The 14,280-nt window shown below is 62.9% G+C and carries 8 protein-coding genes and 1 pseudogene; 7 read left to right on the plus strand and 2 right to left on the minus strand.

The window, feature by feature from the left end:
- Positions 1–1,103: 1,103 nt before the first annotated feature.
- The 3 genes from LZ686_RS18545 to LZ686_RS18555 all read left to right on the plus strand — a co-directional run bounded on the left by LZ686_RS18545 (position 1,104) and on the right by LZ686_RS18555 (position 2,507).
- Positions 1,104–1,907 (plus strand): undecaprenyl-diphosphate phosphatase, encoded by an 804-nt coding sequence (locus LZ686_RS18545; protein ID WP_349548738.1) that lies wholly within the window; start codon positions 1,104–1,106, stop codon positions 1,905–1,907.
- A gap of 106 nt (positions 1,908–2,013) precedes the next feature.
- Positions 2,014–2,244 (plus strand): hypothetical protein, encoded by a 231-nt coding sequence (locus LZ686_RS18550; RefSeq protein ID WP_139599677.1) that lies wholly within the window; start codon positions 2,014–2,016, stop codon positions 2,242–2,244.
- Between the two features lie 59 nt (positions 2,245–2,303).
- A complete protein-coding gene (locus LZ686_RS18555; protein WP_349548739.1) occupies positions 2,304–2,507 on the plus strand; it encodes a hypothetical protein in 204 nt (67 codons plus the stop codon).
- Positions 2,508–2,948: 441 nt separating this feature from the next.
- Here LZ686_RS18555 and LZ686_RS18890 read toward each other — a convergent pair whose 3' ends face one another.
- Positions 2,949–3,407 carry a hypothetical protein gene (locus tag LZ686_RS18890; RefSeq protein ID WP_502922031.1) on the minus strand — a complete coding sequence of 153 codons (459 nt, stop codon included), beginning with the start codon at positions 3,405–3,407 and terminating at the stop codon, positions 2,949–2,951.
- Positions 3,408–3,457: 50 nt separating this feature from the next.
- A complete protein-coding gene (locus LZ686_RS18565; protein ID WP_349548741.1) occupies positions 3,458–9,793 on the minus strand; it encodes a peroxidase family protein in 6,336 nt (2,111 codons plus the stop codon).
- Positions 9,794–10,208: 415 nt separating this feature from the next.
- On the opposite strand from LZ686_RS18565, the gene LZ686_RS18570 reads away from it, so the two are divergent.
- From LZ686_RS18570 to LZ686_RS18585, 4 genes and pseudogenes are all read left to right on the plus strand, one after another.
- Positions 10,209–11,684 (plus strand): sensor histidine kinase, encoded by a 1,476-nt coding sequence (locus tag LZ686_RS18570; protein WP_349548742.1) that lies wholly within the window; start codon positions 10,209–10,211, stop codon positions 11,682–11,684.
- Positions 11,677–12,369 (plus strand): response regulator, encoded by a 693-nt coding sequence (locus tag LZ686_RS18575; protein WP_167550408.1) that lies wholly within the window; start codon positions 11,677–11,679, stop codon positions 12,367–12,369. Before LZ686_RS18570 ends, LZ686_RS18575 begins: the two co-directional genes overlap by 8 nt.
- Before the next feature lie 493 nt (positions 12,370–12,862).
- A pseudogene (locus LZ686_RS18580) lies at positions 12,863–13,686 on the plus strand (transposase); the annotation flags it as partial.
- A gap of 125 nt (positions 13,687–13,811) precedes the next feature.
- Positions 13,812–14,280: transposase (locus tag LZ686_RS18585; RefSeq protein WP_349548743.1), on the plus strand; the 469-nt coding region annotated here is incomplete at its 3' end.

Consider the following 14,280-nt stretch of genomic DNA (forward strand, 5'->3'; position numbering starts at 1 on the left):
CTCAAGTGCCACCTTCGCCTCGAACCCAGGGGCGTGCCGCTTTCGTTTCAACATCGTCGATCTCCCTCGTGATGAAGATCAGCAGACAGCAAAAACAGAGCTTACGTCAGTGCCCAGCTTTCAGGGGGGCAACTCATATTATGTTCTGTGTCTTCACGTTACTCCAAGGCTTTGCGCTCCAAAAAGCTCTGTACGAAGTGTGCTTCTCAAAGATTTTTTAGCCGGGCTGTAAGCAAATGGGCGAACCGGCAGTAACGCTGACTTCCTACCATGATCAAAGCTGTAAGCTGACTATCAAAATAGGGGATCGTCAGCCGCAATGCTTACGAACGTCAATCTATATGCGGTCCAGGACGGATATGTCGCGACAAATCGAACCATGGCCAGTAACGCCAACTGAATTTGAACCGACGAGCCGTTGGCGAAGGATGGCGTATCAACATAGCGCGTGCCACGACCAATCAGTTGTACTTAGCTCGCGAAGTCATCGCGAAGCTCGGCCATTGATAGTCCCGCAGACTGCAACCATTGCGCCAACAGGGAGGTATGGTCTGCGGTAACCTCACAAAACCTCTGACATCTCCCGGTTATGTCAGCGGAAAATCATAGCGCAACTGCGGTGGAAGTACTGGCATGTCGCAGGTACAGGCCGACCAGAGACGACCCCCGCCGAGGGCACCTGGACGAGCGTCGGAGCGGGACGGACAGATGTTCGAAATGCATCGCCTGAACGTGGATAGAACGCGCCGGCCGGCGGCTGCAGCGTCATGAGCCTTGTCGGTTTGCGACCATAGGTCGAGGATACCCATGTCGTTTGATGCCGATCTGAAGCGCAGGGGCAGTACGCGACCTAGCATCACGATGCGCAGGGGACGCCAGCATTCCCGCGCCAACGGTGCTTGTTCTCCGTGGATACCGGACGGGTCCACGCTTTCACTTTTGCTTCATCTGTTCGGTAAGCGGTGTCATCAAAAGCGCAAATTGGCCGGGTAGAGTGGCGGTCGGAGCCTGTCGGTGATAGCGGGCGCGCTCCACAGTCCGTCATTTCCACAACTGGAATGACGGGCCTCTGAAGTGGCGCGTTGCCCGCGTAAGGAATCTGAATGACCCTCTTCCACCTTGTCCTCGTCGCCATCATCCAGGGGATCACCGAGTTCCTTCCGGTCTCCTCCTCTGGCCACCTGATCCTGCTTCCGGAACTGACCGGCATGCAGGACCAAGGCCTTGTCATCGACGTCGCCGTCCATGTCGGCACGCTTTTCGCGGTGATCCTGTTCTTCTGGCGCGACGTCGCCGCGGCCCTCGCCGGATGCGGCAGGCTGGCCCGAGGCAGGATCGACACGCCCGGCGCACGGCTGGCCGCGTCACTGATGGTCGCCACGATACCGGTGGTCCTGGTGGGGCTGGTGTTGAAGATGTCCGGCGCGATGGAGATGATGCGGTCGGTGGCCGTGATCGGCTGGACGATGATCATTTTCGGTCTGCTGCTCTACTGGTCCGACCAGCGTGGAGAGGGCCGCAAGCGGACCGCGGACTGGACGATGCGGGACGCCGTCATCGTCGGCCTGTGGCAGGCGGTGGCGTTGATCCCCGGAACCTCGCGATCGGGGGCGACGATCACGGGCGCGCGGGCCCTGGGCTATATCCGCGAGGACGCGGCGCGGATCTCGATGCTGATGTCGATCCCCACCATCATCGCCTCGGCCGCGCTTCTGGCGGGCGACGTCATGTCGGACTTCGACGGTGCAGCGGTCGCACAGGCCGGGATCGCTGCAGGTTTCGCCTTTGTCGCGGCCCTTGTCGCCCTGTCCCTGATGATGCGGCTGCTGAGGGCCGTCAGCTTCACGCCATACGTGGTCTATCGCCTGATCCTGGGCGTCGCGCTGTTGGTCTATGCCTACAGTTGACGCCTGCCATGCGGATCACGTGTTTCTGAAGGAGGTCGGGATTATCATCCCCAAGGGCGCGCGCTAGGCTGTTCGGGCAATTCAGAACAAGATCGAGGGGCAGGAAATGAAGACGACATTCGGAGCGATGGGAACGGCCGTTGTCTTGGCGCTGGCAGGATGTGCCGGCGGTGGTGGCTACCACGACAGCCCGCTCAATAGCGCCGCGGTCCGGACGGTGGGCGGCGCGGGTGCGGGGGCCTTGGCGGCCGACGCCTTGGGAGGGTCCAAGACCAAGGGCGCATTGATCGGCGCGCTTGCCGGTGGTGCGTCCTGTGTCAACGGAAGCTGCTACTGACGGTAACAAACGACATCGTCGGTGAAGGGTTTACCCACCCCTAGACGGACGGTCCGCAGATGCAGATCACCGTCCGTCCGCTGTCGATGATCGATGTTCCTGCCTGTCTTTCTGTACCAAATGCGGAGGCGACGCATTCCGGTGTACTGGATCCTTGTCGGACCCTGCCTTGCTGCGCCGGCGCCTTACAGATCGCGGCAACTGCCGCCTTCATGCCGCCCGGATCCTCACTGCCGGGCGACGCGCAGACCCGTTCGGCATGATGATTGCAGATCGGGTCGGGGCGCACCATGGCCTTGCGTCATCCCCGAATGGTCCCCATGAGAACCTCTGTCCCGCGAACCCGGTCAAAAATCCGCCCTCTGCCATACTTGCGGACAGATCTTTCCGCTGACAGCGCTGCATGCCTGAATGTCAGTTCGCCCTGGACTGTCTGCCCTGATCAAGGCGGAGCGACCGGACCGGTCCGGTGGCCCCATCGTCTACCAGACCGATCTGGTGCAAATTCGCAGGCAATACGTCGAACGCATGCTGAAGGACGCGCATGGCGAGCTGTGGGCCCTGGACAAAACAGTGCTGGACAGTCTGGAGGCTGGCACCATTCTGTCGCGCCAGCGGGAGCCGGCCGCTGGACGATCGCCTGACTTTCGGAGACCAGATGGCCAACAGGGTCGCACGTTTTGGCGGCAGCTGCCCGTTCATCCTTATGTTCGTCGGCGTCCTTGGCGGCATGGATCGGCACGAACGTTCTGGGCCTGCCGCAGCCGCCCTTCGATCCCTAACCATTTATCCTCCTCAACTTGATGCTGTCCTGCGTCGCCACCCTGCAGGCGCCAATCATCATGATGAGCCAGCGCCGGCAGGAAACCCAGAACCGCCTGCGGGGCAAAACCGAATATCGCATCAATCTGAAGGCTGAGCTGGAAATTCGACAGCTGCACGAAAAGATCGACCATCAGCTTGATCATCAATGGCAGCGCCCGGTCGAGATGCAGCAGATCGGAGAGCCCGCAAACGGAATGCGCCACGCGGACGTCATATCCTTTGGGGATCAGGTAGGTGTGGGTTTCCTGATCAACGCATAGGTTGAGTTCGCTGAAGAAATGCCCCGTCTGCGGCAAATGACCAAGCTGCTCCTGTGATCTTGGGAAACCGGCTGGCATTGGAACCTCCTTGCCAGCCGGTCATGATGCTTATCAATCTGGATCAGCCGTCACAGGATGAAGTCCGATGCCGCCAGTTCGTGGATGCCAAGGATGCGGATCTGCGCTTCGGCTGCGACGTCGGTGTCCGTGTCGATCTGAACGAACGTGTCCGTCCCGTTGTTGAAGACGCGCACCTGGTTGGTCCCGCCGGATGCGAAGCCCCCCGATCCCACGAACTGGAAGGCCAGTCCTGCCATGTCGCCGATGTCGATGACATCGCCGCCCGCCGATCCCGCCTGACCGAAGTCCATGATCACGTCCGACGCCGCCAGCGTGCTGTGGGCGGGTGTCGCGAAGACGAAGACGTCATCGCCCAGCCCTCCGACAAGGACGTCCAAACCAGCGCCGCCGATCAGCATGTCGTTGCCCGCATCACCCTCCAGGGTGTCGTTGCCGTTCACGCCGCTGAGCGTGTCGTCACCGTCGCCGCCCCATAGGTGGTTCGCCCCTGCGCTGCCGAAGGCGATGTCCGCGCCGCCGCCTAGGATCAGGGCCTCGACCGACTGGACGCGGTCGGACAGCGCTGCTGTCGTGCCCGTTCCCAGGATCGTCGCCGTGGCAAAGGAAATATCGACCGACAGGTCGCCGGAATAGGCGGACAGGTCCAGCGTGTCGAAGCCCGCCGCACCGGTGTAGAGGTCGCTGGCATCATCGGCCCTTGCCACGAAGAAGTCGTTTCCACCCCCACCGTTCAGCGTGTTGGCCTGATCGTTCCCGGTCAGGACATCGGCACCGTTCCCGCCCTGGACGGAAGCGATGTTGGCAACCAAGGCAAAGCCCGACGCCGTCCCCGCGCCCAGGTCGACGACGACGCCGGCCGATCCGGCGGCATAGACCAACCGGTCCGCACTGCCCGCAAGATCGACGTGGATCTGCTCGACAGAGGTGATCGCCGTGAACCCGGTCAGCGCAGTCAGCGCGGCACCGTTCCAGGTTGCAGTCAGGGTCTCGTTCGCGGCTGTGCCAGAGATGCGCATCCGGTCGGTGCCATCGCCGCCGTCGACCGCATCATTCCCGTCACCCCATGCAAAGAGGATCAGGTCGTCCCCCGCGCCGCCCTGCACCTGGTCGTTGTTGCGACCGCCGATCAGGATGTCGCGCCCAGCGCCGCCGGTCAGCTGATCGTTTCCGGCCTGGCCGAACAGGACGTCGTCCCCCGTGCCGCCCGTCAGGACATCCGTTCCGGCCAAGCCGTACATCAGGTCGTCCCCGGCCCATCCTGCCATGGTATTGGCCGCGTTGCTGCCGGTCAGGACCTGCAGACGTTCCGTCCTGCTGACCCCCGACGTCGCAAAAGTCAGATCCAGCTGATGCGTCTGATTGAGGCCAAGCGTGCCGGTCACGGCAAGCGTCCCGTCGGCTGCAACGCCGAACAGGGGACTGCTGCCGGCAGCCAGGGCAAAGGTGCCGGGAACGCCTTCGGCGGTGATGCGGCCGATGGTGGCACCGATGGCCGGCAAGGCCGCAGGGGCGCCATCGACGTCCAGCGCCAGGTTCACGTTGATGCCGATGGGCGTGTCGATGGCGATGACCTGATCGGTGAATTCCAGATCCTCGACGTTGCGGATCAGATCGATATCATCGAAGGCCGCGCGCCCGTCCCCGCCCAGGTCGCGGACAGAGATGAAGCCGTCGCCGTTCATGTCACGCGCCGCCTGGATCAACGTGCTTCCCGGCAGCTGCGTGCCGCGCCCCTCGATCTCGTATTCGTCCAGCGCGCCTGCAAAGACCGCCCTGTCACGGGCCGTGCCAGATGCCGCCGTCACGATCTCGCGGACGATGGACATGTCGCCGGGGTTGATCGTGCGGTCCAGCAGCAGCGAGGTCAGCGACCGCCCCCCAAAGGCCGGCGCAGAAAAGTCCGGCCGCCCATCGGCACCCATCGCATAGACCCTGCCCGCATACGGTCCGGCGGCCGCCTGAGAGCTGTTCAGCGATTCCGCGGAATACACGGTTCCGTCGACCTCGATGCGGATGCGGACATTAAGCCAGGCGTCGCCGTCGATGACGTCGAAGCCGCCGCGCCCCATCATGCGATCGGACCCCGCGCCACCCATGATCAGGTTACCGTCCCGGAAGCTTGTGGCTCCCGGTCCGCCAAGGGTCTCCAGCGCGCCGTCGAACCAGTTGCGCAGCCCGTTGATGCGGTCGATGCCCGCCGCGGTCAGAACGTGGTCGTCAAAGCTGCCCGCCGCATCCGTGTCGCCCACGGTCCCGCCACGGTTGTCGCCAAGCAGCGTGTCGTTGTGGATCCAGCCCGACATCCCCTCCATCAGGTCAAAGCGGTCACGCAGGATGTCCGCAGGCGCCGATGTGAAGATCGGGATGTTGAAGTCCCAGTTCACACCGGCCACGTCGTATTTCGCGCTGGCCCAGTCAAAGCCGAACATGCCCTCGAAGCGCTGGACGCCGATCCCGGACAGGGCGATGTCGTCGCCCGATTCAAGATCGTAGTCCTGGTCGTTGCCCTGGCCCCAGGCCACATCATGGCCGATGATGGTCGAGTTGAAGAACAGTTCCGAATTGTCGCCCGAGATGACGTCGAATCCCTCTCCGCCCTCGATCCAGTCGTTGCCTTCGTTACCCAGCAGGTTGTCCCCGCCGGAACCGCCCAGGATGAAATCGTTGCCCTCGCCACCGAAGGCCTCGCCCGCGTCCTGACCGACCAGCAGCGCGTCCCGCCCCTCGCCGCCGAACAGCAGGTTGATGCCCCGGGACGACGAGACGACGTCGTTGCCCCGTTCGCCGCGCAGGAAGTTGTCGCCGAACGTGTCCTCGATGATGTCGTCACCGTCGCCGCCGAAGACCTGGTCGGCCCCTGCCCCGCCGTTCAGGTAATCGTTGCCGCCATCGCCCCACAGCGCGTCGTCACCCAGATCCGACTTGATGTAGTCGTCACCCTCGGTCCCGCCCAGGACGACATGTTCGCCGCCGCGGAAATGCAGCTCTCCGCCGACCTGATGGCCGTTCGCGTCGGTGACACCGGAATCCACCCGGATCACCTTGGGGTCGAGGCTCTGAATGATCGGGTCGTCCCAGACCGGGTCACGGCCAGCACCCGCGCCGTTGTAGTCGCGCTGTGCGATGGCACGGTCCAGTTCCAGTATCATGTCCGGGGTCAGGAACAGGTTCGCGTTGATATGCGTGGCATAATCGCCGCTCAGCGCCGAGTTGCGCATGACGATGTCGGCGAAGGTGTTCGCCTCAAGCGCGTCAAGCAGGTTCAGACCCTGCGTGCGCGACAGGTAATAGAACCGGTCGCCATTCTGCAGCTGCTCCATCTGGTATTCGAAGATGAAGCCGAAGGTGGTGCCCAGCATGCCGCCGAACTCGGTCACCTTCTCGGCCAGGCCGCCGATCCACAGGTCGACATTGTCCAGCCCGCCCCGGTCGTTGCCGGCGCCGTAGCCGCCCCGCCCGTTGAGGAAGTTCAGCCGATCCTCGTTCGTGTAGGTCACGCCGCGTATCGTCACGCCATCGCTGTTGGTGCCGTCGCCGAACAGCAGCAGGGTGGCAGCCTCGCGCTTGTCGGCGAGGGTCGTGGCCGAGGTGATCGACGCATGGTTTCCATAGGCCGCGATGAAGTTCGCGATCGAGAACGGGTTCTTCAGATACTGCGTGAAATCGGTCCAGCTGGCATAGGGCTTCAGGTCCGGCAGGCCGAAGTCGTTATAGAGCTGGGCCCGCGTCTCGTTCAGCGACGGGACGCCGGTATCGCGTGCCCGCGCGATGTTTAGCGCGGCAAGGTCCAGCGGAAGACCCAGCAGGTTGCTGCGCAGGGCGGGGACGATGAACTCGTCGATCTCGCTGCCCACGTCCGAGGTCAGGCCCCGGATGAACGCCGCCTGCGCCTCGTCCAGCGAACTGCCTGACCCCGTGAAGGCTTCTGGGTTCAGGAATGCTTCGATCAGCGACATCTGTTCCGCATCACCGTTCACCGGCATAAGCTGGGCGTCCAGCCGGTCCACGGTGTCTGTCAGCATCGAATGGCCAAAGCGATAGACCGCGTGCGCGAATTCGGCCATGATCGAGGGATCGATATCGGCGGAATTGGTGAAGACGAACGGATCGATCCCGGGCTGTATGCGACGGGCGAATTCCTCGAAGACCATGTGCTGGTACTGCATCTCGGTCGTGAACCGCGCAGCCTGGAACAGGCGTTCACCATTCCACACCAGATCGGCCGGGTCGACCGTGGTCAGGTCCGTGCCTTGGGCCAGCGGCACCAGCAGCCATTCGTTGATGAATGACACGTCACCCGAATCCAGGATGGTGTGCTTGTTCTCCTCGACCATGCGGTTGTGTTCCGAATGGAAGATCGAGTGGATCGACTGAAGGGCGATGTTCTCGTTGCCGCGCCCGTCGCCCGACACGATGTGCAGATCCAGCATTTCGTCGTCATAGGTCTGGGCGTTGTTGTCATCGCCCGTGACGCTGTCCCCGTCATCCGTCGTCGTGCTGCTGGGCGCCGCATGGTGGGCGATGTCCACCAGGAAGGCCGGACCGGCCGCGATGCTGCCCTGCGTCGTGATCCCTTCGGCGGTGCCCTCGCGCAGCCAGGGGCCGGAATGGGTGGCGTCGGGTGCCATGACCATCTGGGCATAGCCGTTCGGCCCGGTGATCAGGTTGCCATAGGCATCGGTCGCCAACAGCGGCACCCGGTGGACGTCCATGTCCTCCAGGCGGATGCCCAGGACCGACAGCGCCTGCGCCTTGACGTCGGCCCACGTCCCCACCGCACCGTCCAGAGAGCCGGTCTCGCTCGACGCGTCCAGCAGGTGGCCCGTGGAATAGGCCTTGGTCACCCCATCGATCTCGACGCGGACCTGCTCTCTCAGGAACACCTGATGCGAGGCGTGCGAGGTATAGGTCTGGTTCTGGTCGACGAAAGACGTCGTGGCATTGACGTGCTGCTCCACTCCGTTCTCGTCCAGGACCGGGGTGGCCCGGGTCAGCGCCATGAACCGCAGGCTTGCGGGAAGATCGTCGCCCGTGCCGAAAATCTGGTCGGCGCCGGCAATCAATGGGTCATCGGCCTGCAGCGGAATGAAGACAGTGCCGTTGCCGCCCTTGTTCACAAGGTCCAGGCCATGGTCGAAGAACTGGCCGAAGATGGTCATGAAGCTGTTGAAGGGCGCAGTCAGGCCGACATCGGGCGACACATGGTCGATGATCAGGCCCCCCTCCGGACCGGTGGCCAGCCCGTAATGCTCCAAGGTGTCCGCTAGGAAGTCCGCGGTCTGGGCGGGTGTTCCGGCAGTCTGCGCCTGCTGCACCGCGGTATTGTAATCCGCCTGCGCCTCGGCAAGGTCGGCCTGCGCGGCGTCTCGCACCGTCGCAGCGGCGTCGGCCTGATCCTCTGCCGACGCCAGTCCGGCCTGGATCGCGTCCACGCTGTCGGCGGCATGGCCGTCCGATCCCAGCACCGCCCCAAAGGCCTCTACAGCTTCGACCAGCGCCGCCTCATCGATCGGAAGGCTTTGGGCGGCGGTATCCAGGAACTCCAGCAGTTGTTGGGCAGCGTCGGCCACCGCCTGAGCGGCGGGAACGGCATCACCGCCCAAGGCGGTCGTCACCGCATCCGCAGCGTCTTTGGCAGCGAGGGCGGCATCCAAGGCCGTGGCAAGGGATCCAGTGACGTCGTTTCCGCCCTCCACGTCGGCGACAAGTACCGTCAGCGCGTCGCTGGCCGCGTCGGCGGCCTCCGCCGTAACCTCCGCCAGCGGACCGGCCGAGGTGAAATGCGCCACGCGCACCTCTGCGGCATTGAAGGCTGCGACGGCCGCGCCATGGTCCGCGGTCTCGGCGCTCAACGCTGTTTCGGCGGCCTCCACGGCGACGTCGGCCCCCTTGGCGTTCAGCGTCGCCTGGTAGGCCACCGTGATCGCGGCGACGGCGGTATTCGCATCGACGCCCGTCGTTCCCACGGCCTTCAACGCCGCATAGATGGCCGCGACATTGGCGGGCGTCTGGTCCACGATCAGGTTTGAGATCGTGCGCGGATCGCTGTCCACGACATTGCCGCTGTTCCCGTAGTTCGTGTTCGAGATTCCAAAGAACGGGTTTTCGTCACCCTCGTTCGAATAGACCGGGTCCAACAGGCGCGGAAAGGGCGTGTCCCCTGCCCCGTTGCTCTCGGTTCCGGGCAACAGGCTGTTGTCGCTGCCGTCCACGGTCCGCAGGCCCACCGGCATCAGGGCCGCATCCGCGGCGCTGACGCCGTAGACCGCCTGGATCGCCTCCACGGTCGTCATGCCCGGCGTCGATGCCTGGAGTTCGGAAACCTGGATCTGCTTCAGAATGAAGCTCAGGTCATGCACGTTCACATGAAAGCTCGTTGCCATGATCATCTCCCTGACGTGACCAGAGGCCGGCGCATGACAGGGTGATCTCCCTCACCATGGGTGGAGAGGCGTTCACGTCGGCGCAAGCCATTTACAAGATACTTGGTCCACCCCCGGTATCGGGACGGCGGCCCATGTCGACAGGTTACGCCAAGACGGGCCGTCCCCAATACGGCGTTAGGTCCCCAGCAATGGCGACTTTCGTCGCCATGGCGTCTGCGACCGGCGAATCGCCGGATGGACCACACGGGCCTTGGCACAACGCCCGGTGTGGGCGCGCAGATTGCCATGCAACTTCAGGAAGATGGAGATTCTTCGGACCGCTGTTTCAGGCACCGAAATCATCCGGAACAGCGCAATAGGACCGGATCGGAACTGATAACGCCTATGTGAACGAGGGGGCATATGCTACCTTGTGGACTACATCCGACGGCATATCCCGAAACTCGTGGTGGGTGGTTTGACCGGCATGTCTGACGCTCCTCTCCTCTCGCCGGAAACGCGCTCTCGGCCTGTCTGGCAGGGCCTGGGTCTGTTGCGGCGCCATCTGTCCAGCTGCGCGCTGATCGTCGTCGTGGGGCTGGCCATTCTGGGCGTCTGGACGGCATCGCGCCTGCAGCAGACCGTCGAGACGGAGGTCGGGCATCGCGCTGCGACCGTGCTTGAATCTATGCTGAACCGGCATGCCGAGGATCTGGCGGCGGATACGCTGTCGCCGGAACTTATCGGTGTCATCGATACGTATTTTCATGACATCTCTGATGCGCTCGGCATTTCCGAAATGAAGATATGGAATGCCCAAGGTACCATTCTTTACGCATCGCGCCCCGGCCTGACGGGCTCCGCGCAGCCCGTCAGCGACGAGCTGGCAACCGCGCTTGCAGGAGAGATATCAGTATCGGTCGGCGACACCTTCCACGTGGAATCCGGCTGGCCCAGCACCACCACGGGCCCCCAGCAGTTCGAGATCTATGTTCCGATCCGCATCCGTTCGCTCAACCGGATCGTCGCGGTGGCGGAGTACTATCAGAACGCGGCCGTCGTTTCGGACGCGCTGACCCGCGCCCGCTGGCAGACCTGGGGCCTGTTGACCGTCATCGGGGCCATGTTCGTCGCCATCCTGGTCATGATCCTTCGTTATGGCGATGCGGTGATCCTGCGACAGCGCACCGATCTGAGCGCACGGATGGCCGACCTGGTCCTGCTGCTTGACCGAACACGGGAGACACAGGCCAGGATCCATCAGCGCACCATCCGCCTGCAGGAGGAGCAGAAGGCGCAGCTTCGTCAGATCAATTCGGACATCCATGACGGGATTGGCCAATTGCTCACCGTCGCCCTGCTGCGCATGAAGTCCGCACCGCCTTCGAGCGGACCGCAGGAAGACGGGGTGCAAAGCGTTCGGCTTATCCTCGAAGAGGCTATGAGCGAGGTTCAGGCCCTGCTGAGCGGCACCAGCCAGAGACCGGTCGCCGAACTGCCCCTGGCGGACGCGGTTTCCGCCCTTGTCGAGGACCATCGGCGCCGAACCTCGACGGAAGTCCGCACCGTTCTGGCGGACCGCCTTCCGGAGCCAAGCCTGCCCGTCAAGGTCGCCATCTGCCGTGTCGTGCAGGAGGGGCTGCACAACGCCTTCAAGCATGCGGGGGGACGGGATCAACAGGTGCATCTGTACGTCGATCACGGTATCCTAGTCATCGCAGTCAGAAACGACGCCCGTCACGGTCAGGACGCATGCCGTGATGTCACCCGCCAGCCGATGGGCCTGCGCAATCTGCGGCATCGCATCGAGAATCTGGGGGGCATCTTTCAGGTTCTGGATCTGGACCACCACCGCATGGAAATCCGGGCCAGTTTTCACGAGTACAGCATGGAGCATAGCCATGAGTGAGATCAGCGTTGCCGTCGTCGACGACCATCCCATCGTTCGAGAGGGATTGATCCAGGTGATCGGGGGCTTTGGCGGATTTCGCGTGACCGGTGCGGGCCATTCCGCCGCGGACGCGATCGACCTGGTGCGGCGTGACGCCCCCGACATCCTGATCCTCGATCTCGAGATCCCCGGTTCGGGCATCGAAGCCATTCGGGCCATCACCCATGCCGGGTCCCAAACCCGCATCCTGATCCTGACGATATCAGAGCGGCCACAGGACGTGATGGAAGCGATGCGCTTGGGCGCCGCCGGCTATGTCCTCAAAGGGATCACCGGTGACGAGCTGTTTCATGTTCTGAACCGACTCGTCAACGGCATCGGCCATATCACCCCGCATCTGGCGGCGCGCGTCTTGGGGTCGTGGGGAGCTGCACCGGCGCTGGAGATCGAGGCAGATGCCAGCATTCTGAGCAAGCGCGAAGGAGAGATATATGTCCTGATCCGCCGGGGTTGCTGCAACAAGGAGATCGGCCGGTCACTTAACCTCAGCGAAAAGACGGTAAAGCATTATCTGACAAACATCTTCCGCAAGCTTGATGTCCGAAACCGCACGGAACTGGCGATGCACGCGTACAACATACCCACTCATGTCACCCAGAACCGGATGCTGAGCATCAACTGCTCTCGAAATGCCGCACGGTGAAGTCATCCACGCCAAGAGAGAGAAACAGCCCCCGGTTTTTGCAATCGAACGCCCCTCCCGCAAGGCCTTGGCGCGGACCGAGGCAGAGAACGCGGCTCTCGTGACCGCTACCGAGTACGAGCCATATCACCGGTCGATGAAGGCAAGGATAGAGTGTCTTGAGGCATGAAAAGCCGATCTTTCGACATGGCTGGCAGAAATGCGCGATCCCCCTGCCGTGCTTGTGCATCCGTCTGTGGTGATCGCTATTGTTAGGAGATTTGCCCATCGGCCGAGCCATAGCAAAGGCCATCGTCACAGCCGTGGCCGACGAGGATCCTTCGTGGCCTGATCCGTGATATCCGAATGGAGCCGAAGTCCGCCGCGCCGGGCGGGCACCATGTGGCACTGGCTGTGAGCTTGCGGGGATTCTTTGCCTTACGGAAGGACTGACCTGCGACGGGATTTTTTCCTCCGCCGCCGCCCAGGGTCCGCTCGAACGTGAGGCCGGAGAATGACGCGCACAAGATCTACGGATGAGCAGATCATCGGCAGCCTTGGCGAGCACGGTCGACGTATACGTTGACGGAGAGAAGTGCGCTTACCTGTGCCGCAAGCACGGCATATCGGAAGGCACGCTCTATAACTCGAAGCCCAAGCTCGGCGGCATGACGGTCTCGGAGGCCAAGCGGCTGAAGACGCTCGAGGATGGACAACGCGAAGCTGAAGAGGCTTCTGGCCGAGCAGATGCTGGATCTGGCTGCGATGAAGGAGCTGGTTTCAAAAAAGTGCTGACACCTGCCGTGAAGCGCAAGGCGGTCGCGCATCTGAAAGCCCTGCTTGGGCTCTCGGAACGGCGGGCGTGCCGGATTGTCAAAGCGGATCGCAAGATGGTCCGCTACGAGGCGCTAACCGTGTGCCGGACGCGGTGCTGCGCGATCAGTTGCGGGAGTTGGTCAACGAACGCCGACGCTTCGGTTATCGCCCGTTCTTCATCCTCTTGCGCCGCGAGGGGGAGCCTTCAGGCATCAATCGGATCTATCGGTTCCATGCGAGGATAGCGGAGGATCAGAGAACGGTCCCGGGGACCGTTTTCTCGACGACACTGACGGTGCGTAAGCGGAAGGCCCGACGCAAAGCGATCGGCACGCGGGGCCCGCTCTTGGTCGAGGCGCCACCCAACGCACGCTGGTCGCTGGAATGAGACGGATCAGAAAACAGTCTGGGGGACTGTTTTCCCGTCGAATGCATAACCAGTTTGCCAACGGACAACACTTCCAGGTTCTCAACGTGGTCGACGACGTCACTTGGGAATGCCTCGCGGCGATCCCGGACACTTTGAGCTACCCCCTGAACTTCGGACACTGACATAAGCGACGGGTTTGCATTCAGCTGGTCTTCGACGAGAAGGAGGTCAGAGATGTCGAAAAAGCAAGCAGCACGCGCCCGAGTTCAAGGCGAAGGTGGCACTTGAGGCGCTGAAAGGCGAGGAGACCGTGTCGGAACTGGCGAGCCGGTTCGGGGTGCATCCGACGATAATCCATCAATGGAGGCGAGCCCTGCTGGAAGGGGCCTCCGGGGTGTTTGATCGCGGGGGCCGCAAGAGGCCCGAGAGTGACGAGGAGCCGGTAAAGGGGCGTCACGCCAAGATCGATCGGGGAGCTGGCGGTGGCCAACCCTTTTTTGGAACGAAAGCTGAAGCCCTGGGGCGGGACGTGATCAGGCATTGGAACGCCATTGGTCCGAGAGACAATGCCGAACGGCATGATCGAGCCGGACCGCCCGGACATGTCGATCAGCCAGCCGTACAAGCGGCTGTCAATCGCGCGCTCGTCTTTCTCCTACACGCCCAAGGGCGGGCCGAACAAGACCTTGGCCTGATGCGGCGGATCGACGAGCAGTTCCTTGGAGACCCTGTTCTTCGGCGTCCGG

It is taken from the genome of Paracoccus sp. NFXS7, from assembly GCF_040148865.1.
GTDB lineage: Bacteria > Pseudomonadota > Alphaproteobacteria > Rhodobacterales > Rhodobacteraceae > Paracoccus > Paracoccus marcusii.